The following is a 19,786-nucleotide window of genomic DNA, read 5'->3' as shown; positions in this document are numbered from 1 at the left end:
AATGGAGTGCTGTATCTGTATAGCACTCCATTTTTTATTCTTTACTTGAGTACGTAATGGAAGCTTAGCAACCCGCTACGCATTTAGCCTCTTTATCAAACTCCATGGTTTTTCCGCTTAAGGGAACGTAGGTCGGTACTTTGACCGCAGTTTTAAATTCCATGGTTTTACTTCCTTCGATTAATTTTCCCTCCTTAGTCGCGGCCTCATTTGCGTGTGATGCGATCACGGCATTCGGTTTAACCAGATCATTAATCACATAGGCAGCCTCTTGAGGGCCAGTTGAAAAAGTGCCGCCAATATTTAATACTGCCAGCTTGGCTTTATAAAACCGTCGCACAACGGCCTCCTGATCGGCGATGATGCCGGTATCTCCCGACAAGTAGACGACGAGTCCGTTTGAAAATGTCAGAACGTAACCGCCAGCAGGGCCGACATACGCGGTCAGGCCATTACTGGACAGTGTATCTGAAAGAGGTGCTGCCAGGAACTTAGAATCCAATCCGTTAGAGTGAGCGGCAGGGACACTCGCAATTTTGACTCCGCCGATTTTGCTCTGCCCACCGAACCGGACTAGCTGAACAAGGTCGGTACTACCTCCGGCTTCTTTAATTCTGCGGGAGAAAAAGCTAGCCATCTCACCGCCAACAAATAGTTTCGCCTTCTTACTCAAGACCACCTCTTCCATCACCGATGATGGAATACTTTTTACTGAGAAATCAGGGGCCGCACAAGTACCCGCGTTGGCTGCCGCCTGATGCACATCACCCAGATGGTCGCCATGCACATGACTCAGCAGGACACCATCAATTTTGCCTAATCGCGTGTCAGTTCCACCGCGCACCGTACGACCGGCATCGTAAAGAATACGAGTGCCATCGGGGTCTTCAAAAATCAAAGCGCGATCGGCCGCACAGAACTCACCATCATGGCTACCTAAGGGCGTAATTTTTACCGTAGCCTCTGCGGCTACAGCAGAGGCAGTCAGACTCACAGTACAAAAAATCATAACGATCAGATTACTAAGAATGGAAGTTTTAACTATGCTTTTAGTTTTCATCAAAATTCTCCAAATGAGACATTAAAAAATCAGCGTTAAGTATTAAGCGTTAACGAGTCACGTGCCAAATTAAAATTACTTTATCGAGCAAGCATAGCTTGCAGCCAGGTTAACATCGCCCTGCCCTGCATATTTGGGCCAGCTTGGGTACTCGCACAGGGGTCGGGTGCGGCCAGGCACCCCGGCACTATCAGCCACTATTTGTGGTGCCGGTGGTGTGTTGTTTTCAACCCAGTTCTCCAGCGTCGTTAAAGAATCCCATGAGGCATTGAATACGCTACTAACAGCATGGCCATAACCCGGAATCTCGTAATAACGCATGAAGCTATCTACCTTCGCCGTACCCATGACTTGTTTCACATGCTCATAGTATTGCTCGGTCGCTCTGGTACTAACTAAGGCGTCTGCCATGCCATGTGCCATCAATATTTTGCCGCCCTTTGCCTTAAATGCAGACAAGTCAAACTTGGTCACATCTTGAATTGCCGTCAGTGCGATTACACGCGATTTAAAAGTGCCGGGGTTTTGTGGATCAAAAAGTAAGCTATTAAAACTAGCGTCACGAGTAACGAAATACTTCACCCATTGATCCCAGAACGTACTGCCGTAAGGTGGGCTTGTGCTGGCAGTGACTGACGGCATCGGGTTGGCAGGTTGCTCGGTACCGTAGGCTAAGGTCAGGACAGTCGGTTGTAGCGGACTTTTATTGGGAATACCGAAATCCGTACCCCAGGTGTTAAAGCCCGGATATTGGGTTTCGCCAGTAGCCAGTGTGTAATTGAGTGTTAGCGGTGTGTTGACTACGTTGAACGCGGATATCTGCGCATCCGACAAGCAAGTGTCGCCCGTATCAGCACCTCCGGCACAGCGCACAATTGCGGGATTAAACGTTGCGCTACAGGTGGAGACGTTGCTGATCAAGCCGTCAGCTACGCCGTCTAAATTATCGCAAGCTGCCATCGCCGCATCATATAGAACTTTTCTTTTGGTTCTGTTGGAATACGCGCCCGGCTTGGCCAGCTCTCTGGTGATACGTCCAAACTGCAAATCCAGGCTAGCGGCATTCCAGGCCGGATATAAAACAATCGCGCCATCAAAGTCTTGCGGCCAATTTGTTACTGCTATGAGTGCTTCGCGCCCTCCGGTAGAGCCACCGGCAAAATAGGTTTTTACCGGTGCTACGCCATAGCGTTGTTGAATTAAGTACGTTGCAACATCATGAGTTTTTTTCAGCGCATCGCTGGAGAAATTCTTTAAGGCCTCGTCGTTGACACCAAAAGTGCCGTCACGACTTCCGTTGGCATTGGCCTGATGACCAGAATCGCTGCCGTAGGTCGCATAGCCTCGTCCTAATGGCAACAATTTATCAACGGGTCCTGCCGGTACATTGCCAACTCCAGTGGCAATACTGCCGTTATAGCCACCACCACCAAACATCATGGCTTTGTTGTTCCATGCAGTCGGCAGATTCAGCTGAAATTTAATCTGTGGCGCAGCAGGGTCAACAGGCTTGATCGCACCGATGATTTTGCAATATTCACCTAAAGCAGTTGCACCAGAACCGGCAGCCGGAATCGTCGTTGCACTGTTGATCACGGCACCCGTCGTCGGCAATGAGATCGATTTGGGTGAAACTATCAGCGCGCCCAATTCTGCACAGCTGATCGGCTTGGCGATAACAACAGGAGCACCAGAATCTGACGCACGCGGTTGCATTTCTCCACAACCGGCGATGCCAGCACTTAGTAACATCAGCGAAACCGGTAATACCTTTCGATCAGGTCGCAATTTCATGTTCATGTCTCACTCCAATTGGATATTTTTAGATTTATTTTTTAATTTATTTGCAGGCTATATTGCCAGTCAAATGTTACTAGCTTGAATTTTCAAACCTATCTGATTAATAATTTCTGCTTACTTTTACTGCTATTTAATTTGCTCTGTGAGTCCACCCGTTTTACAACTTCATTGCTACCCAGTTTAAATACCGCAACTGTTCTGGATAAATTGACTGCCTGCTCTTGCAGACTTTGTGCTGCCGCCGCCGCTTGTTCTACTAAAGCCGCATTTTGCTGCGTCATATCATCCATATGGGTGATGGCACCGTTGACTTCTTCAATCCCGGTGCTTTGCTCCTGACTTGCTGCGGTAATCTCATTCATGATATCGGCAACACGTTGAATAGACGACACAATCTCTTGCATCGTTTTGCCTGCTTCATCTACCAGCGCACTTCCAATGTCGACTTTATCAACCGAGTCACCAATCAGGGCTTTAATTTCTTTTGCAGCACTAGCGGATCGTTGTGCCAGATTACGCACCTCAGATGCGACCACCGCAAAGCCACGCCCCTGCTCGCCAGCACGTGCTGCTTCGACCGCTGCATTCAATGCCAAAATATTAGTTTGAAACGCAATGCCATCAATTACGCCAATAATATCGACCACCTTGCGTGAGCTGTCTTTGATTGAGCCCATAGTCTCAACCACGCGCGCCACCACCTTGCCACCAGATGCGGCAACATCAGATGCGGATACCGCGAGTTTGTTTGCCTGGTGCGCATTCTCAGCATTGATTTTGACGGTTGAAGTCAATTCCTCCATGGTGCTGGCGGTTTCTTCCAGCGACCCTGCCTGTGCCTCTGTACGTGCAGACAAATCAGCATTGCCAGCAGCAATCTCGCCCGATGCACCTTTGACCGATTCACTGGCAGTCCGGATCTCGATTAAAACCGATTCGATCTTATCGACGAAACGATTAAATGCGCTTGAAATTTGCGCTAGCTCGTCACCACCTTCGGTGTCAAGACGGCGAGTTAAATCGCCATCGCCTGAGGCGATCTCAGTCATTGCATCACGCACCAGCGCCATCCGTTTGAGTGACTGCGATACCAGCACCGTCAATAGCAACACCGCTAATACGGTCAGTACAATTGCAGTTACCGCAGAGGACACCAGCAAGGCACTCAACACTTGGGTCGCCTCTGACTTATCGAGTGCAATCGCCAACAGCCAATCGGTACCAGCGATCTGGGTCACATAGAGCAAATCCTCACGACCACCAAAATTCGCTTCGCTACTGCCTTTTGATGTGTTGATTTCTTCTAGCCGTTTGACGGATAGTGAGGGATCCATATCCGCCAATGGTTTAAGCATCAGATCTTGATTGGGATGCGCAATGATGTTGCCTTTACTCTTATCAACCAAAAATGCAAAGCTGTTTGGCGTCGGCTTAATCGCTTTTACGTTGCTCACTACCGAGTCTAGTAATACATCTGATGCCACTACCGCTGATACTTGACCGGCAGATCCGATTGCCTCGGCAAAGGTGACTAATAATTTACCGGTACTGGCGCTGGTGTAAGGAGAAGTCACTACCGGGCCGCTGATCTGAGCAGCCTTAACGTACCAAGGACGTGCCGTTGGGTCATAGTCAGCAGCGCGAGTGCGCTGTTCTGAAAAAGCGTGATGTTTATCCGCGTAGCCAATATATGAAAGATCAAAACCACCAGCCTGCTGCGCTGCTTTTAATGCCGGAATAGGATCAGGCGCATCCACAGCAAGCTTAATAGAAGACACCACGGTTTTTTGAGATTTGACCCATTCTGCAATCGTTGACGCATTATTCTGTGATAACTGGGTCATCTGACTATTCAATGACTCCAGCATGCGGGACTTTGTCGTGAAAAAGTTGGCGAGGACGATAGAAAACATCCCCAGCATCACGATAGAAACGCAAATAGCAATGAGCTTGTTACGCAGAGATAAAGAAGCCATCCAAATTCCCCTCAGAAATTGTAATAAATTAAATGATCGTTATGTGCTCAGGATAACTTAATTCAGTCACTTATTCAGTTACTTAATATCCCTTGTATTGATGGTCATGATCAATTGGATATGGACAAAAGGGATTACATAAAATATTGTGAGTAAGATGAAATAACATTAAGTCTGAGTGATCTGAGTGACATAGCTTGATTCAGAATAATTAAATTTGAGGAAAAAATGAACTTCACGCAACTGGGCGACCTCGTCTTGCACTTTGATCATTACCTCGGAGCCATTAGCGATCGATATGGCGCTCTGGTATATGGCGTCATATTTGCCATCGTATTTTTAGAAATGGCGGTATTGCCGTTATTTTTTCTTCCGGGAGACCCTTTACTCTTCATCAGCGGCACGTTTTGCGCTACCGGCACATTGCATGCCGGCGTACTGATACCACTATTATTTATCGCCGCTGTTACTGGCAGCACAATCAACTACTGGATCGGTCATGCGATCGGACAGAAAGTATTTGCCAAAAATTACAAATGGCTCAATCGTTCCGCGCTGCAAAAAACTCATACGTTTTATGAGAATCATGGAGGAGTCACCTTCATCATGTCGCCTTTCATTGCGGTGGTTCGCACCTTTGCCCCGTTTATTGCCGGCGTTTCGAATATGACTTTTTCTAAATTTCAATTATTTAATGTTGCAGGTGCTGCGATCTGGGTGATTTCGCTGGTGTTGGGTGGGTACTTTTTTGGCAATATTCCATTGATTCACAATCATCTCAACGCGATTGTTTTACTGGGCGTTGGTGCAGGAGTTGGTTCGCTGGTGATTGGCGGATTATGGAAGTTCATTAAAAACAACGGATCTGTCACTTAACTCTGTAAAAAATGAGCGATGCCAGTGATAGAAAATGGCAGCTACGGATTGCGTATACCTGCATCGATTTATGTCGATACCTCAAATAAAAAGCCCGAATCGACTTCGGGCTTTTTATTTTTACTCACTTTGGAAATCAGATGTTAAAAATCAAATCCCAATTTTCTCTAACATACCACCAAGCTCACGTAAGACTGGTTCCAGCTTAGGATGTTGCGCTGCAAATTTTGCTGATAGTTCTTGCGATCTTTCGCTTAAGGCGGCAAAGACCGGATCGTCCGGGCTGTCATCTTTATCTAAAACATGATGAATATCATTACTGAGTTCTTTTAACAACGATCTCAGTTCGACATCTGCCGTGTCCACTACTTGTGCGCCCTCTTGCCCGCCCGTTCCTGCACCTTCTTGCAAACCTTCGTGTAATTGCTTGAGCAAATCTTTCAGGTTTTGTTTGTCCATTTTTAGTTCTCCAGTCAATGATTCTGTATTCAGTGTAGTCCCGTCAGTTACGAAACACCAGCACCACTGCCTCGGCGGCGATGCCCTCTTCCCTGCCCAGGTAGCCAAGACGCTCGTTGGTTTTTGCTTTGATATTGACTTGGGCAATGCTGATTTGTAAGTCTGCGGCAATATTGGCAACCATACCGGGTATATGAGGGGCCATTTTAGGTGCTTGTGCGATGATGGTCGCATCGAGATTGCCCACCTGATAGCCGGCCTTGCGCAGACGTGCAACCGCTTCACGCAAGAGCACGCGCGAATCCGCACCGGAAAATTGTTTGTCGGTATCTGGAAAATGGCGGCCAATATCCCCCAAAGCAGCTGCACCAAACAATGCATCCGTAATTGCATGCAGCAACACATCCGCGTCTGAATGCCCAAGCAAACCGATTGTATGTGGAATATCGACACCGCCAATAATCAATTTACGCCCTGTTACTAAGGCATGGCAATCGTATCCCTGGCCGATTCTGAATGGCGGAAAGGTAGGTGTTTCAGCGGAAGCTTCAATTCTGTTCGATGGTTCAGTCATAGCATTCTTAAAATACAAAATATGTCAAATTAGGGGAGTATAGGCAGTAAATGGCATTTATGTCCTTATATCACATGGACAATAAATAATACTACATCCCAGTATAAATATACGCTTTAAGAAGAAATTAGATAGGATTCAAGCAAAGCCAGATCGCTAGGCAAGGTCACCTTCAGATTACAGGCATGCCCTTCGACCAGCATAGGAATCTGTCCGGTAGCTTCCATCGCGCTGGATTCATCGGTTATTTCGACTGCGGCATGTAAGCTTGCATCTAACGCAGCACTCAGCGCAGCATGCCGAAACATTTGCGGCGTTTGCGCCAGCCACAACCCGTCTCGGCTAATCGTCGTGACTTTGCCATTGGCCATACGTTTGACTGTATCGACCACCGGTAGCGCCAGCAAACCTCCAGTTGTATGGTTGCCGACTTGCTCAATCAACTTGCTGATCAGAGCCGGCGTCAATCCCGGACGTGCCGCGTCATGGACCAATACCCAATCTTGTTCGCCGATTTTGCCAATTAGCTTGTTATGAGACTCTATAGCATCGAGTCCATTCCGCACGGTTTCACGCCGTGTCGCACCACCACAGCGCAGGATGCTGACCTTATCCAGTCCGGCCAGCGCCTGTTCCACATAAACATCTTCCGCGCTGACCACTACATAGGTGTGGCTGATCAGCGGTGAGGCCAAAAATGCCTGCACCGTGTGGCGCAAAATGGTTTGACCGGCGACGGTCAGGTACTGTTTAGGCACAGCGCCACCCATGCGGGCGCCAATACCTGCGGCGGGGATTAGCGCAAAGTAAGTCACTGGAGCCGTTGGTGTTGTAATTTTCGGGACAGATGTCATCAAAGCAGGATGCTCCAAAAAAGCTGGTTCAGCTTCGTTTATAATTGGGACACATTTTAACCTCCAACATCTTGGTGGCAAAACGCATTTGCGGGCATGAACAGTAATAGTTTCAATATTAATCAATTGTTACCATGCTCCTATCTTATAGTGCGATACCCCCAGCCACACAGAATAGCCAACCAACTCCGCAATGTCATTTGATCTCGTTAAGTCGCTTCCTAAAGCGGGCAATCGCTTTGTACTCCCCACATTACATGGTTCCGCCGACGCTTATGCATTAGCGCAAGCGGCAATTGCACTCAAAGCGCAGCAGCGCATGCTCAGCGTGGTGGTCGCCAATCCGGCAGATGCACAACGTCTGCTGGATGAAATCCCCTGGTTTGTGCCGACGCTACGCTGCCATTTGCTGCCTGATTGGGAGACCTTGCCTTACGATGCGTTTTCACCGCACCAGGATCTGGTGTCGGAACGATTATCGACCCTGCATGAAATCCAAAATGGTAATTGTGATGTTTTGCTAGTGCCTGCTACCACAGCGCTGGTGCGGATGGCACCTCCCTCATTTTTAGCTGCCTACACGTTTTTCTTCAAACAGGGCGAAACCCTGAATGAAGCCAAGCTTAAAACGCAACTAACGCTGGCAGGTTATACCCACGTATCGCAAGTGATGTCGCCTGGCGAATACTCAGTGCGTGGCGGTTTGATCGATTTGTTCCCTATGGGCTCGGTCCTGCCGTATCGACTCGATTTATTCGGTGACAGCATCGAAACCATCCGCACTTTTGATGCCGATACGCAGCGCTCTTTGTATCCGGTGCGTGAAGTACGTTTATTGCCAGGTCGTGAATTCCCTATGGACGAAGCGGCTCGAACGGCGTTCCGTGGTCGCTGGCGCGAGACCTTTGAAGGCGACCCTTCGCGCTCCATGGTGTACAAAGATATCGGCAGCGGCATAGCTTCTGCCGGGATTGAATATTATCTGCCGCTGTTTTTTGAAGAAAGCGCGACCTTATTCGACTATCTGCCAAAACATACGCACTTCACACTGATCGGTGAGATTGATGAAGCCATCCAGCGCTTTTGGGTAGATACCCGCTCACGTTATCAATTTCTCAAATCCGACCGCGAACGTCCGGTTTTACCGCCAGAATCAATTTTCTTAAGTGACGAGAATTTTTTTACTGAACTGAAGTCATTGTCGCGCTGGGTGATCACGACTGGCGACGCTGTATCCAAGGCCAATTCAGAAATTTCTGGTCTGTTGCCTGATATTGCCGTCAATCGTCGCGCCGATGATCCGCTCACCAATTTGCGCTCATTTTTGTTGCAAACAGACAAACGCGTAATGATCTGCGCGGAAACCTTAGGCCGACGCGAGACGCTGCAACAATATTTCAATGAATACGATATTCGCCTGACGCTGTGTGAAGGCTATGATGACTTCATCACAGGCAGCGACAAACTTATGCTGGGCGTTGCGCCTTTGCATTCGGGCTTTATATTAGCCGATGGCGTTGCCTTCATCACCGAAGCCGAGTTATACGCCGGATCGGGCAAGCGTATTGGTCGTAAAAAGCAAGAAGCTGTCACTCAGGTCGAGCACATGGTGCGCGATTTGTCCGAGCTAAAAATCGGTGATCCGGTGGTACACAGCAATCACGGTATCGGTCGCTATATGGGCTTGATCAGCATGGATCTGGGCGAAGGCGAAACGGAGTTTTTGCATCTGGAATACGCCAAAGATACCAAACTGTATGTGCCCGTATCGCAGTTGCATGTCATCTCCCGCTACTCCGGCGCTTCGCCTGATGATGCGCCATTGCATAGCCTAGGTTCTGGTCAATGGGAAAAAGCCAAACGCAAAGCAGCGCAACAAATCCGCGATACCGCCGCAGAATTACTCAACTTGTATGCGCGCCGCGCTTTGCGCCAAGGCCATGCGTTCGAGTATTCACACAAAGATTACGAAGCCTTTGCCGACAGCTTTGGCTTTGAAGAAACCGTTGATCAGGCTGCTGCCATTACCGCCGTCATCGGTGACATGACGTCCGGCAAACCAATGGACCGACTGATTTGCGGCGACGTTGGTTTTGGCAAAACAGAAGTCGCTTTACGTGCTGCCTTTGTCGCGGTCATGGGCGGCAAACAAGTCGCCATCCTCGCGCCGACCACACTATTAGCCGAACAGCATGCGCAGACATTTGCCGATCGTTTTGCTAACTGGCCTGTAAAAATTGCCGAGTTATCGCGTTTCCGCTCTGGTAAAGAAATCGCCCTTGCGATCAAAGGCATGGGCGACGGCACTTTGGATATTGTGATTGGCACTCATAAATTACTGTCTAATGATGTCAAATTTTCACGTCTGGGATTAGTGATTATTGACGAAGAACACCGCTTTGGTGTGCGTCAGAAAGAAGCGCTTAAATCGCTACGCGCGGAAGTCGATGTATTAACACTAACTGCTACGCCAATTCCACGTACTTTGGGCATGGCGCTAGAAGGCTTGCGTGATTTCTCCATCATCGCGACGGCGCCGCAAAAACGACTAGCGATCAAAACTTTTGTGCGTAGCGAGAACGATTCTGTTATACGTGAGGCCTGTCTGCGCGAGCTAAAACGCGGCGGACAAGTGTATTTCCTGCACAACGAAGTCGATACGATACAAAACCGCAAAGCGATGTTAGAGGCCCTTATTCCAGAGGCCCGTGTGGTAGTCGCCCATGGTCAAATGCATGAGCGCGATCTGGAAAAAGTCATGCGTGATTTTGTCGCCCAGCGCCATAATATTTTGCTCTGCACCACGATTATTGAGACGGGTATCGACGTTCCAACAGCCAATACCATCATCATGCACCGGGCAGATAAATTTGGTCTGGCACAGCTGCATCAATTGCGTGGACGTGTGGGCCGCTCACATCATCAGGCTTATGCTTACCTGCTGGTGAACGACGTACAAACCCTGACCAAACAAGCGGATCGACGGCTGGAAGCGATTCAGCAGATGGAAGAGCTGGGTAGCGGTTTTTATCTGGCTATGCACGATTTAGAAATCCGCGGTGCGGGTGAAGTCTTAGGCGATAACCAGTCTGGCGAAATGCATGAGATCGGCTTCCAACTTTACTCAGACATGTTGAACGAAGCAGTGCGCTCGCTCAAAAATGGTAAAGAACCGGATCTGGCTGCACCTTTATCCAGCACGACAGAAATTAATCTGCACATCCCTGCCCTGCTACCAAACGACTTTTGCGGTGATGTTAATGAGAGGCTATCGATCTATAAACGTCTCGCCAATTGCACCAAGCAAGACGCCATCGACAATTTGCAAGAAGAAATGATTGATCGCTTTGGCAAATTGCCAGAACCGGTGAAATCTTTACTAGAAACGCACCGACTGCGTGTCGCGGCCAAACCTTTAGGTATCATCAAAATTGATGCTCATACCGAAGCCGCCACCTTGCAATTCGAACCCAAACCGCCGATTGATGCGATGAAGATTATCGAATTGGTGCAAAAAAATAAGCATATTAAAATTAATGGTCAGGACAAATTGCGCATTACTGCCAATATGCCAGACTTGGCAGCGCGGGTTGCACAAATTAAAGCAACCTTACGTGCATTGCATTAAGCTCCTAATATCAACTTACATCACTCAAAATAAAAATGCATTTAACGATACAAGGCTTACGGCAAATTTTAAAAAGCGATCTTGCGCTGATCAAGCATATCGCCAGCATAACCCATGCAGAACGCATTCTTGCGATTGGAACGCATGCAGTCCGCCTCGACAATCTGCGCTGCGATAAAGAGCTTAACGTGCTGAAAGCGCAAATTGAAGCAGATTGCCTTGCAGCGCATCTTGATGTGAGTTTTAGCGACCTGCCTCGTACCTTAGCTGACTTTAAGCTGGTCGCGATGGATATGGATTCCACCTTGATTACGATTGAATGCATTGATGAAATCGCTGATATGCAAGGGCTGAAACCACAAGTATCGGAAATTACCGAAGCTGCCATGCGTGGTGAGATTGAATTTCAAGAAAGTCTGACGCGTCGGGTTGCGCTATTAAAAGGTCTGGATGCTGGCGCGTTGCAAAAAGTCTATGACGAGCGTTTGCAGTTATCGTCAGGCGTAGAAAAGATGCTGAAGACGGTACAGCAAGCCGGGTTGAAAACTTTGCTGGTCTCTGGTGGATTTACCTTCTTTACCGACCGCATGAAGACTCGTTTGAACCTGGACTATACCCATGCAAACGTGCTGGAAATTGATCAAGGCAAACTGACCGGTAAGGTCGTCGGTGGCATCGTCGACGCAATAGAAAAACAAAATACGGTAGAACGTGTCGCCGCCGAAATGGGTATCACCACCGATCAAGTCATCGTCATGGGTGATGGTGCCAATGATTTGAAGATGATGAGTATCTCAGGCATGTCAGTCGCCTTTCGCGCAAAACCTATCGTCAGAGCACAAGCAGATGTGGCGCTTAACTTTGTGGGCCTGGATGGGATGCTGAATGTCTTACATGCTTTTCATCAGGAATAAAATCAGCTGACTATAAAAATAAATAGCCCGTCTTTAAGCGGGCTTTTTTTGGTCTATTTTTTTGCCTTAGTAGTACACGAAATAAAAATAGTACGGACGTACGATTTTTTGAGCTAAAATAGTTTTATAAGTAAGACTTACGTAAAATTATTCCATTAAAGCATAGCGGCGACGGTACACATCCTACCGATGTGACTAATACTTGGAGCTACAACGCAACTGGCGCGGTTTTACTTAATTCCTCATAAAATAAAAACACCAAACTGCAGTAAAACAGGAGACAAGATGTTTGAAGAATTTATGGGCACAATGCCCGTTGCCGATCGCCAAAAATTTGATGTAGCTACACTGGCGGATTACATGCGCCAGCATGTAGAAGGCTTTGATGCAAAAGCCGCAGATGGCATGACGGTAGAGCAATTCAAAGGCGGTCAGTCCAATCCCACTTTCAAAATCACCGCTGGCAATCAACCCAGCCAACGGTATGTAATGCGTGCCAAACCCGGTCCGGTCGCTAAATTACTTCCCTCAGCACATGCAATTGAACGTGAGTTTAAAGTCATGAATGCGTTGAATAAGGCGGGTTTCCCCGCTGCTAAACAATATGCATTGTGCACTGATGAAGACGTCATCGGTAGAGCTTTTTATATCATGGAATTTGTCGATGGCCGCGTACTATGGGATCAATCCTTGCCTGGTATGACGCCATCCCAACGAGCCGAGATTTATGATGAGATGAACCGCGTTATCTCGCAATTGCATACGATTGATTACGCCGCAATTGGTTTGGCAGACTATGGCCGACCTGGCAATTATTTTGCACGCCAGATTGATCGCTGGACCAAGCAATATAAAGCGTCAGAAACCGAAAAAATTGAGGCAATGGATAACCTGATCGCCTGGTTGCCTAATAATATTCCTCCTGGCGACGACACCAGCATCGTTCACGGTGATTATCGTCTGGATAATATGATGTTCCATAAAACTGAACCACGCATTTTGGCGGTATTGGATTGGGAATTATCTACCCTCGGCCATCCGCTTGCAGACTTCTCTTATCACTGCATGAGCTGGCATGTCACCGCTGGGCAGTTCCGTGGCATTAAAGGTCTGGATCATCAAGCGCTCGGCATCCCTAGCGAGCAAGAATATATCGCCAAATATTGCGAGCGTACGGGTAAGACGATACGTCAGGAGGATTTCAGCTTCTATCTCGCCTACAACATGTTCCGTATGGCAGGTATTTTGCAAGGCATTATGAAGCGTTATGTCGATGGCACAGCATCCAGCGCACAAGCCAAAAAATCTGGCGAAGCCGCGCGTCCTATGGCGGAATTGGGCTGGAGTTACGCGAATAAGTAATAGGCTTTAAGGCAAATGTTGAACGAGCCTAAAGAAACAAAGCAAGCAGTTAAAAAAATGCATATCAACAGCAATAATAGCAAGACAAACCCATCAGGAGACAAGCATGGAATTTGAATACTCAGACCGTTGCAAGGAACTACAAAGTAAATTACTCAAGTTCATGGATCAGCATATCTATCCGAACGAGAAAGCCTACAAAGAAGAAATCGACCGCAACGGCACAGAAAAAGGTAATCGCTGGATTGCTACTAAAATCATTGAAGACCTCAAGCCAAAAGCACGTGAGCAAGGTTTGTGGAATCTGTTCCTGCCAAAATCAGCGCGCGCGCCAGAAGGTTTATCCAATCTGGATTACGCACCGTTGTGCGAAATCATGGGTAAAGTCAGTTGGGCACCCGAAGTATTCAATTGTTCCGCACCCGATACCGGCAATATGGAAACCATCGAACGCTATGGTTCCGAAGAACATAAAAAACAATGGCTAGAGCCTTTGCTGCGCGGTGAAATCCGCTCTGCATTTGCCATGACAGAACCTGGCGTCGCCTCATCCGACGCCACTAATATTGAAACCCGCATCGACCGCGATGGCGATCATTATGTGATCAATGGCCACAAATGGTGGATCTCTGGCGCGGGCGATCCACGCTGCTCCGTCTATATTTTGATGGGCAAAACCGATTTCAATGCGGCACGTCATTCACAACAATCAATGATACTGGTTGATGCCAAAACACCTGGCATTACTGTCGTACGTCCTCTGCCGGTCTTTGGTTATGACGATGCACCACATGGCCATTGTGAAATTTTGTTTGAAAACGTACGGGTGCCGGCATCCAATCTATTGCTAGGTGAAGGCCGTGGTTTTGAAATCGCTCAAGGTCGTCTTGGCCCTGGCCGTATTCACCACTGTATGCGTGCCATCGGCGTTGCAGAGCGTGCGCTGGAACTGATGTGTAAACGTCTGAACAGCCGGGTCGCTTTTGGTAAAAAAGTCTCGGAGCAAAGTATCTGGCGTGAGCGGATAGCAGAATCCCGTATTCAGATCGACACAGCACGTTTGTTGACGATGAAAGCAGCGTACCTGATGGATACCGTCGGTAATAAGTTTGCCCAGGCAGAAATCGCTATGATCAAAGTATTAGCACCGAATGTGACTCAACAGGTACTGGACTGGGCAATTCAGGCGCACGGCGCAGGCGGCGTATCGGGCGACTTCCCACTTGCAGCGCAATGGGCAGGCAACCGTACCTTGCGTCTGGCCGACGGCCCGGATGAAGTGCACCGGAATGCGATCGCCAAATTAGAGCTGGCAAAACACATGTCACTACCTGGCGAAGAATTGAGCTTGCCTATTACTCGTTCGTAATTGATCAGTTGATCATGCTGGAAGGCATATTACAAAAAGCGTGTCGGCTCTATTAAGAGCGACACGCTTTTTTTCAACCAACATTCAAACTATGCAATAGGTAAAATATACTCCCAGTATGTATATATTAACTGTCCATAAGATCATTGGTCTATAGCCAATATCTTTAATATTTAATGGGGAGTATATTAAAATTCTCTCTTATTTATATCAGAAAAATCTACGCGAGAATGCCAATAAGTTGCCACCGTCGTCGCCAGCAAGACGATCACACAACCGATCATTGCCTGCACTGACGGCACCTCATTCAAGATAAAAAATGCCAGCATAATTCCATACACTGGTTCCAGCGAAGTCATTAAACTCGCAAATCGGGTAGGCACATGACGCAAACTAAACATAAACAAACCATGCGATAAGGCGGTGAACACCACGCCAAGCAAAATCAATCCCCACCAGACGCCCATCGACACATTAAGGACGGCGTCGTAAAAAATCACAAATGGTAACAAGCTCAGACAAGCCACGCTGTTTTGCAAAAATGCCAGTTTAAAAGGCGGAATGTCTTCGCCCTGCCACCGGTTTGCCAGCGCCAGTAAAGCAAAGCTCAAACCCGATACCACACCCGATAATAAACCAAGCACCGCATCGCCCTGCCCTGGCAAACCATCTACCAACGGTCCTGAATCGCTCACCATCACCGCCATACCGATCACCACCGCTAGCGCCGAGATCCAATCACTACCAAGCCGCTTTTCTTTAAACAACCAAGGTTCTAGCCAAGCCACAAACAGGGGAAAACTCGCAAAACCCATCAAACCATAAGCGACCGGAGCCACCTTCAGCGACGCAAAAAAACTCAGCCAATGCACCGCCAGCAACACCCCGCACAAGATCACGGTTTTAGGAATGCCGCGTAAGGACAACTGCCGCTGCACCAACAGGACGGGCAGCAAACTCAAGGCGGCAAACAAAGTACGTCCAAATACCAGCAACAAAGAACTCACCGCCAAAGCCTTGCCCAATACGCCTGCACTACCGAATAAAAATACGGCAAGATGCAGAGCTAGCATGGCTTGTAGGGATTTTGTTTGATTAGAAAGCATTTTTAAAATTTTTATCGATTGATTGAAAACAAACTTATCCGCTTAAATGACATATGCTCACGAATTATTAGCGATAGTCATACTGTCTGGTTATGTTGTGACTAAACAGATTTCAATATGTGTTTCGCCAACGCGATTACCACGTCACGCAGCTCTACTGGAGTTTGGATATCCCACTCAAAAGGTAGCGACACTAATTGTCGTGCGAACCAATTTAAATTGTCGGACTGGTTATGCAATAAGACGCCAAAGTCAGTCTGCTCCAATAAACCAATCGCATCAAACAAATGATCACGTGCTGTTGTTAGGTCAGTTTTCAGCAATACATTAATAGAAAATGTACGCGGTATTATTGCCATAGATTCGCGTAAATAATTCAATGCATTAAAGCTGACAGGTCGTTGAAAAATATCGCTTAAAAGCTCTACGGCACTAATGCGGTCAAGCCTGAAAGTCCGTATTCCGGCGCGTAAATGACACATACCAATCACATACCAAAAACCTAAATAGAACACTAGGCCGTAAGGATCAAAATTGCGCTCGCTATGATGAGCTTGCGCGGAGCAATAATGCAGATGAACCCGTCGCAACTCCATCGTCGCAGCACTCAATGTCACCAGTGCCGCGTTATCTTCTGGTGAAGTAGCTCTCACCAAATCAAGTTGGACTGATTGATCAATTGCTCTTAAACGTTGTTGCAGCTTGACTGGCATGATCCGTTCTAATTTCGCTTGAGCACTGGCTACGGCCGGTACGGCTCCAGAGAAGCCCAAGTTGCGCGCAGCAAGTAATCCCAACGCTAAGGCTAATGCCTCATCATCGGTGAACATCATCGGTGGTAACTTGTAGCCAGGCATCAGCGAATACCCGCCATATCGGCCACGCTCAGTCATTATGGGAATACCGATTTCTTCTAATGTCACGATGTAACGTCGTAACGTGCGTCGATCTAATCCCAGTTTTTCAGCCATTTCCGCGCCGCTTAGTTGGCCGTACGTTTGCAGTAATTCTAGTGCTGCGAGTACGCGAGTTGCAGCTTGTGCCATATATAAAATTGAAATCAATAAGATGGGATTAATAGGGCTAATTTTGTCCTATATTACCTATATTCTATGGTTTTTAGGCCTACATTTGCTCCCATTGTGGAACATAAATTTATGAATGGAAAGAGATGGAAACTCTGATTACTACTTCAAATGCATCTGACTTTGACTTCTTCATTGGTCGCTGGAATGTTGCGCATAGACGCCTTAAAGAACGACTAGCAAACAGTAATGAATGGCTTGAATTTACTGGCTCATGCATTACTCAAAAAATTCTTGGCGGGCTAGGCAATTTTGACGACAATATTCTCGTTCTACCAGAAGGAACTTATCACGCAGCAACGATACGTTCATATAACCCAGCAAGCGGAACATGGTCAATCTGGTGGCTAGACGGACGTAATCCTGGTAATTTGGATGTGCCGGTGGTCGGACAATTTGAGAATGGTATCGGCAGGTTTTACGCCGAGGATACTTTTAATGGGAAAGCAATTCGACTTAGATTTCTGTGGACTCAACCCGTACCGGATATGCCGCGCTGGGAGCAGGCATTTTCTGCAGACGCTGGCGAGACTTGGGAGACAAACTGGGTCATGGATTTTAGTAGACAAGCATAATTTTATGCTCTCTGACATTTAATCCCGCTTACATTTAAATGCTATAACTTTCGGAGAGACTGAATATAGTCGATCTAAGTGTTATTTAGCTTTCGTTTTTATTGTACGAAACTGGCTTGTTAATTTTTGCGGAAATTAACAAGCCAATAAGCCACAAACACTAGGTATTCTTTTCGATTTTTGACTAGGTGTTTAGTCGCCTACAAAAACATCCCACCAGAAGCCTCAATCCTCTGTGCATTCACCCAGCCACTATTCTCAGACAATAGCGCAGCGATTGCGCCGCCGATGTCGTCTGGCAGCCCTACTCTTCCGAGTGCAGTTTGGCTAGCAACAAAACTGTTTAGCTGCGCATTGTCTCTGACTGCACCTCCGCTAAAATCGGTTTCAATTGCACCGGGGGCGATGACGTTGACCGCGATGCCGCGTGCACCCAGTTCTTTTGCCAGATATTTAGTCAGCACTTCGATAGCGCCTTTCATCGAGGCATATGCGGCATAGCCTGGCAGTGCAAATCTGGTTAAACCTGTTGATACGTTGAGTATGCGTCCGTGGTCAGCGATCAGCGGTAGCAAATGCTGGGTCAAGAAAAATACGCCTTTAAAGTGTATGTTGACCAGATTGTCGAATTGCGCTTCGGTCGTATCTGCAATAGTCGCATGTGAGCCGACGCCAGCGTTGTTGAGCAAAAAATCAAACTGCTTGCGCTGCCATTGTTGTTCTAGTGTTTGTTCGACCTGATTTGTGAAGGCCGCAAACGTCGAGGCCTTACCCACATCTAATTGCAAAGCGGCGGCATTACGACCCATTGCTTTAATCTGAGAGATGACAGCTAAGGCGTCTGCTTGTTTACTTTGGTAAGTGAGGATGATATCAACGCCTTGTTGTGCCAGTTTTAAGGCGGCGCTTTTGCCAAGGCCGCGACTACCGCCAGTAATGAGAGCGATTTTTGTGGTTGTTAATGCGCTTGTGTGGCTGCTTGACTGGTCGTTAGTTTGGCCAGTGGGTACTTGATTGATTGTGCTCATGATTCTGCTCCGGTTGGGTTTGCCCATCTCAGATGGGATGAAGCGAGTTTATAGATTAGAATTATTCAAATAAAGCCCAGTTAAATGATTGCACTGTTCGTTTAATGCGAACAATCAAGTGACCATCAAACGACTAATAGCAGTCAACAGCGTTGATTAGGGTCAACAAGCGTAAAAACTAAAGAAAGCAGCGGATGAATCGTTTAGAGGCTATGCAAATTTATGTTCGAGTGGCAGAACTGGCCAGTTTCACTCAGGCGGCAGATAGTCTGGGATTGCCCAAAGCGAGTATCTCGACGGCGGTAAAACAACTGGAGACCTTGGTCGGCACACGCTTGCTACATCGCACCACGCGTAACGTACAAATGACACAGGATGGCGTCCTATTCTATGAACGCAGCAAAGACATGCTGGCGGATATGGAAGAACTGCAAGCGCTATTCCAGCAAGGTGAAGGCCAGATCAGCGGACGTTTGCGCATGGATTTGCCGAGTGCCTTCGCCAGAAATATCGTTATTCCGCATCTGCCAGAATTTTTACAACTACACCCGCGCTTGGAGGTCGAGTTAAGCAGCACCGATCGCCGGGTTGATTTGATAAGGGAAGGTTTTGATTGTGTAATGCGGGTCGGCAATCTGACGGATAGCGCATTGATCGCCCGTCCGCTGGGAAATTTGCGGCAGATTAATTGCGCCAGCCCAGCTTACCTACAAGAATACGGCACGCCACATAAGCTGGAAGATCTGGCGCAGCACAAATTGATACACTACACCAGCAACTTTGGTGGCAAGCCAGTTGGTTTTGAGTACACGGACGGCGGCAAAACAAAAACGATTGCCATGTCGGGCACCATCACTGTCAACAACAGCGACGCCTATCAAGCAGCCTGCCTGGCTGGTTTTGGCATCATTCAGGCACCGGAAATCGGCACACGAGAACTAATTCAGCAAGGTCGTTTGATCGAAGTCCTAGGCGACTATACGGCAGAGGCAATGCCGCTATCCCTGCTTTACGCCAACCGCCGCCATTTACCCAAACGTACACAAAGCTGGATGACATGGCTGACGCAACTGGTTCAGCCTTATTTGGTTTGATAAACTTTTAAATTAGAATGCCCAAT

General features: G+C 47.6%; 16 protein-coding genes. 7 read left to right on the top strand and 9 right to left on the bottom strand.

Translation table 11 applies throughout. The features are described 5' to 3' along the window. Positions 1–64: 64 nt before the first annotated feature. From AAKU64_RS16990 to AAKU64_RS16980, 3 genes are all read right to left on the bottom strand, one after another. Entirely contained in the window at positions 65–1,060 is a 996-nt protein-coding gene (locus tag AAKU64_RS16990) for an MBL fold metallo-hydrolase (RefSeq protein WP_354332375.1), read from the bottom strand. A 75-nt stretch (positions 1,061–1,135) separates the two neighbouring features. After that, positions 1,136–2,860 carry a tannase/feruloyl esterase family alpha/beta hydrolase gene (locus AAKU64_RS16985; RefSeq protein WP_354332377.1) on the bottom strand — a complete coding sequence of 575 codons (1,725 nt, stop codon included), beginning with the start codon at positions 2,858–2,860 and terminating at the stop codon, positions 1,136–1,138. A 92-nt stretch (positions 2,861–2,952) separates the two neighbouring features. Then, complete coding sequence (locus tag AAKU64_RS16980; RefSeq protein ID WP_354362507.1) at positions 2,953–4,836, bottom strand: methyl-accepting chemotaxis protein; 1,884 nt, start codon at positions 4,834–4,836, stop codon at positions 2,953–2,955. A 228-nt stretch (positions 4,837–5,064) separates the two neighbouring features. On the opposite strand from AAKU64_RS16980, the gene AAKU64_RS16975 reads away from it, so the two are divergent. Then, positions 5,065–5,712, top strand: a complete 648-nt coding sequence (locus AAKU64_RS16975; protein WP_354332381.1) for a VTT domain-containing protein — start codon at positions 5,065–5,067, stop codon at positions 5,710–5,712. 150 nt (positions 5,713–5,862) lie between these two features. Here the strand turns inward: AAKU64_RS16975 and AAKU64_RS16970 are convergent, their stop codons facing one another. The 3 genes from AAKU64_RS16970 to ispD form a co-directional block, all read right to left on the bottom strand. Next, the gene (locus tag AAKU64_RS16970; RefSeq protein WP_354332383.1) at positions 5,863–6,171 is read right to left on the bottom strand and encodes a DUF4404 family protein; all 309 of its coding nucleotides are present in this window, start codon (positions 6,169–6,171) and stop codon (positions 5,863–5,865) included. 43 nt (positions 6,172–6,214) lie between these two features. Then, positions 6,215–6,745, bottom strand: a complete 531-nt coding sequence (gene ispF, locus AAKU64_RS16965; RefSeq protein ID WP_354332385.1) for a 2-C-methyl-D-erythritol 2,4-cyclodiphosphate synthase — start codon at positions 6,743–6,745, stop codon at positions 6,215–6,217. 116 nt (positions 6,746–6,861) lie between these two features. Next, positions 6,862–7,599 carry a 2-C-methyl-D-erythritol 4-phosphate cytidylyltransferase gene (gene ispD / locus AAKU64_RS16960; RefSeq protein ID WP_354332475.1) on the bottom strand — a complete coding sequence of 246 codons (738 nt, stop codon included), beginning with the start codon at positions 7,597–7,599 and terminating at the stop codon, positions 6,862–6,864. A gap of 193 nt (positions 7,600–7,792) precedes the next feature. Between ispD and mfd the strand changes: the two genes are divergently transcribed. The 4 genes from mfd (at position 7,793) to AAKU64_RS16940 (ending at position 14,872) form a co-directional block, all read left to right on the top strand. After that, positions 7,793–11,227, top strand: a complete 3,435-nt coding sequence (gene mfd, locus AAKU64_RS16955; protein WP_354332387.1) for a transcription-repair coupling factor — start codon at positions 7,793–7,795, stop codon at positions 11,225–11,227. A gap of 35 nt (positions 11,228–11,262) precedes the next feature. Beyond that, positions 11,263–12,141: a phosphoserine phosphatase SerB gene (serB, locus tag AAKU64_RS16950; protein WP_354332389.1), complete on the top strand. Its 879-nt coding sequence runs from the start codon at positions 11,263–11,265 to the stop codon at positions 12,139–12,141. Between the two features lie 285 nt (positions 12,142–12,426). Next, positions 12,427–13,503: a phosphotransferase gene (locus tag AAKU64_RS16945; RefSeq protein WP_354332391.1), complete on the top strand. Its 1,077-nt coding sequence runs from the start codon at positions 12,427–12,429 to the stop codon at positions 13,501–13,503. 106 nt (positions 13,504–13,609) lie between these two features. After that, positions 13,610–14,872 (top strand): acyl-CoA dehydrogenase family protein, encoded by a 1,263-nt coding sequence (locus AAKU64_RS16940; RefSeq protein WP_322118879.1) that lies wholly within the window; start codon positions 13,610–13,612, stop codon positions 14,870–14,872. Positions 14,873–15,060: 188 nt separating this feature from the next. Here AAKU64_RS16940 and AAKU64_RS16935 read toward each other — a convergent pair whose 3' ends face one another. Together AAKU64_RS16935 and AAKU64_RS16930 are read right to left on the bottom strand one after the other, a co-directional pair. Further along, positions 15,061–15,945, bottom strand: a complete 885-nt coding sequence (locus tag AAKU64_RS16935; protein WP_354362506.1) for a DMT family transporter — start codon at positions 15,943–15,945, stop codon at positions 15,061–15,063. 134 nt (positions 15,946–16,079) lie between these two features. Beyond that, positions 16,080–17,024, bottom strand: a complete 945-nt coding sequence (locus tag AAKU64_RS16930; RefSeq protein WP_354332395.1) for a helix-turn-helix transcriptional regulator — start codon at positions 17,022–17,024, stop codon at positions 16,080–16,082. 125 nt (positions 17,025–17,149) lie between these two features. Between AAKU64_RS16930 and AAKU64_RS16925 the strand changes: the two genes are divergently transcribed. Then, entirely contained in the window at positions 17,150–17,638 is a 489-nt protein-coding gene (locus AAKU64_RS16925; RefSeq protein WP_354332397.1) for a DUF1579 domain-containing protein, read from the top strand. A gap of 200 nt (positions 17,639–17,838) precedes the next feature. Here AAKU64_RS16925 and AAKU64_RS16920 read toward each other — a convergent pair whose 3' ends face one another. Then, on the bottom strand, positions 17,839–18,666 hold the full coding sequence (locus tag AAKU64_RS16920) for an SDR family NAD(P)-dependent oxidoreductase (RefSeq protein ID WP_354332399.1): 828 nt from the start codon (positions 18,664–18,666) through the stop codon (positions 17,839–17,841). Positions 18,667–18,860: 194 nt separating this feature from the next. On the opposite strand from AAKU64_RS16920, the gene AAKU64_RS16915 reads away from it, so the two are divergent. Beyond that, the gene (locus tag AAKU64_RS16915; protein ID WP_354362505.1) at positions 18,861–19,760 is read left to right on the top strand and encodes a LysR family transcriptional regulator; all 900 of its coding nucleotides are present in this window, start codon (positions 18,861–18,863) and stop codon (positions 19,758–19,760) included. The last annotated feature ends 26 nt before the right edge of the window (positions 19,761–19,786 follow it).

Source organism: Undibacterium sp. GrIS 1.8, assembly GCF_040544445.1.
Classification (GTDB): domain Bacteria; phylum Pseudomonadota; class Gammaproteobacteria; order Burkholderiales; family Burkholderiaceae_D; genus Undibacterium.
This window is presented reverse-complemented; position numbering and strand designations above follow the sequence as displayed.

Coding starts and splice junctions, on each gene's coding strand:
- serB (WP_354332389.1), top strand. CDS start 11,263: ATGCATTTAACGATACAAGGCTTACGGCAAATTTTAAAAAGCGATCTT.
- AAKU64_RS16985 (WP_354332377.1), bottom strand. CDS start 2,860: ATGAACATGAAATTGCGACCTGATCGAAAGGTATTACCGGTTTCGCTG.
- mfd (WP_354332387.1), top strand. CDS start 7,793: ATGTCATTTGATCTCGTTAAGTCGCTTCCTAAAGCGGGCAATCGCTTT.
- AAKU64_RS16980 (WP_354362507.1), bottom strand. CDS start 4,836: ATGGCTTCTTTATCTCTGCGTAACAAGCTCATTGCTATTTGCGTTTCT.
- AAKU64_RS16935 (WP_354362506.1), bottom strand. CDS start 15,945: ATGCTAGCTCTGCATCTTGCCGTATTTTTATTCGGTAGTGCAGGCGTA.
- ispF (WP_354332385.1), bottom strand. CDS start 6,745: ATGACTGAACCATCGAACAGAATTGAAGCTTCCGCTGAAACACCTACC.
- AAKU64_RS16970 (WP_354332383.1), bottom strand. CDS start 6,171: ATGGACAAACAAAACCTGAAAGATTTGCTCAAGCAATTACACGAAGGT.
- AAKU64_RS16915 (WP_354362505.1), top strand. CDS start 18,861: ATGAATCGTTTAGAGGCTATGCAAATTTATGTTCGAGTGGCAGAACTG.
- AAKU64_RS16975 (WP_354332381.1), top strand. CDS start 5,065: ATGAACTTCACGCAACTGGGCGACCTCGTCTTGCACTTTGATCATTAC.
- AAKU64_RS16990 (WP_354332375.1), bottom strand. CDS start 1,060: ATGAAAACTAAAAGCATAGTTAAAACTTCCATTCTTAGTAATCTGATC.
- AAKU64_RS16925 (WP_354332397.1), top strand. CDS start 17,150: ATGGAAACTCTGATTACTACTTCAAATGCATCTGACTTTGACTTCTTC.
- AAKU64_RS16920 (WP_354332399.1), bottom strand. CDS start 18,666: ATGAGCACAATCAATCAAGTACCCACTGGCCAAACTAACGACCAGTCA.
- AAKU64_RS16945 (WP_354332391.1), top strand. CDS start 12,427: ATGTTTGAAGAATTTATGGGCACAATGCCCGTTGCCGATCGCCAAAAA.
- AAKU64_RS16940 (WP_322118879.1), top strand. CDS start 13,610: ATGGAATTTGAATACTCAGACCGTTGCAAGGAACTACAAAGTAAATTA.
- ispD (WP_354332475.1), bottom strand. CDS start 7,599: ATGACATCTGTCCCGAAAATTACAACACCAACGGCTCCAGTGACTTAC.
- AAKU64_RS16930 (WP_354332395.1), bottom strand. CDS start 17,024: ATGGCACAAGCTGCAACTCGCGTACTCGCAGCACTAGAATTACTGCAA.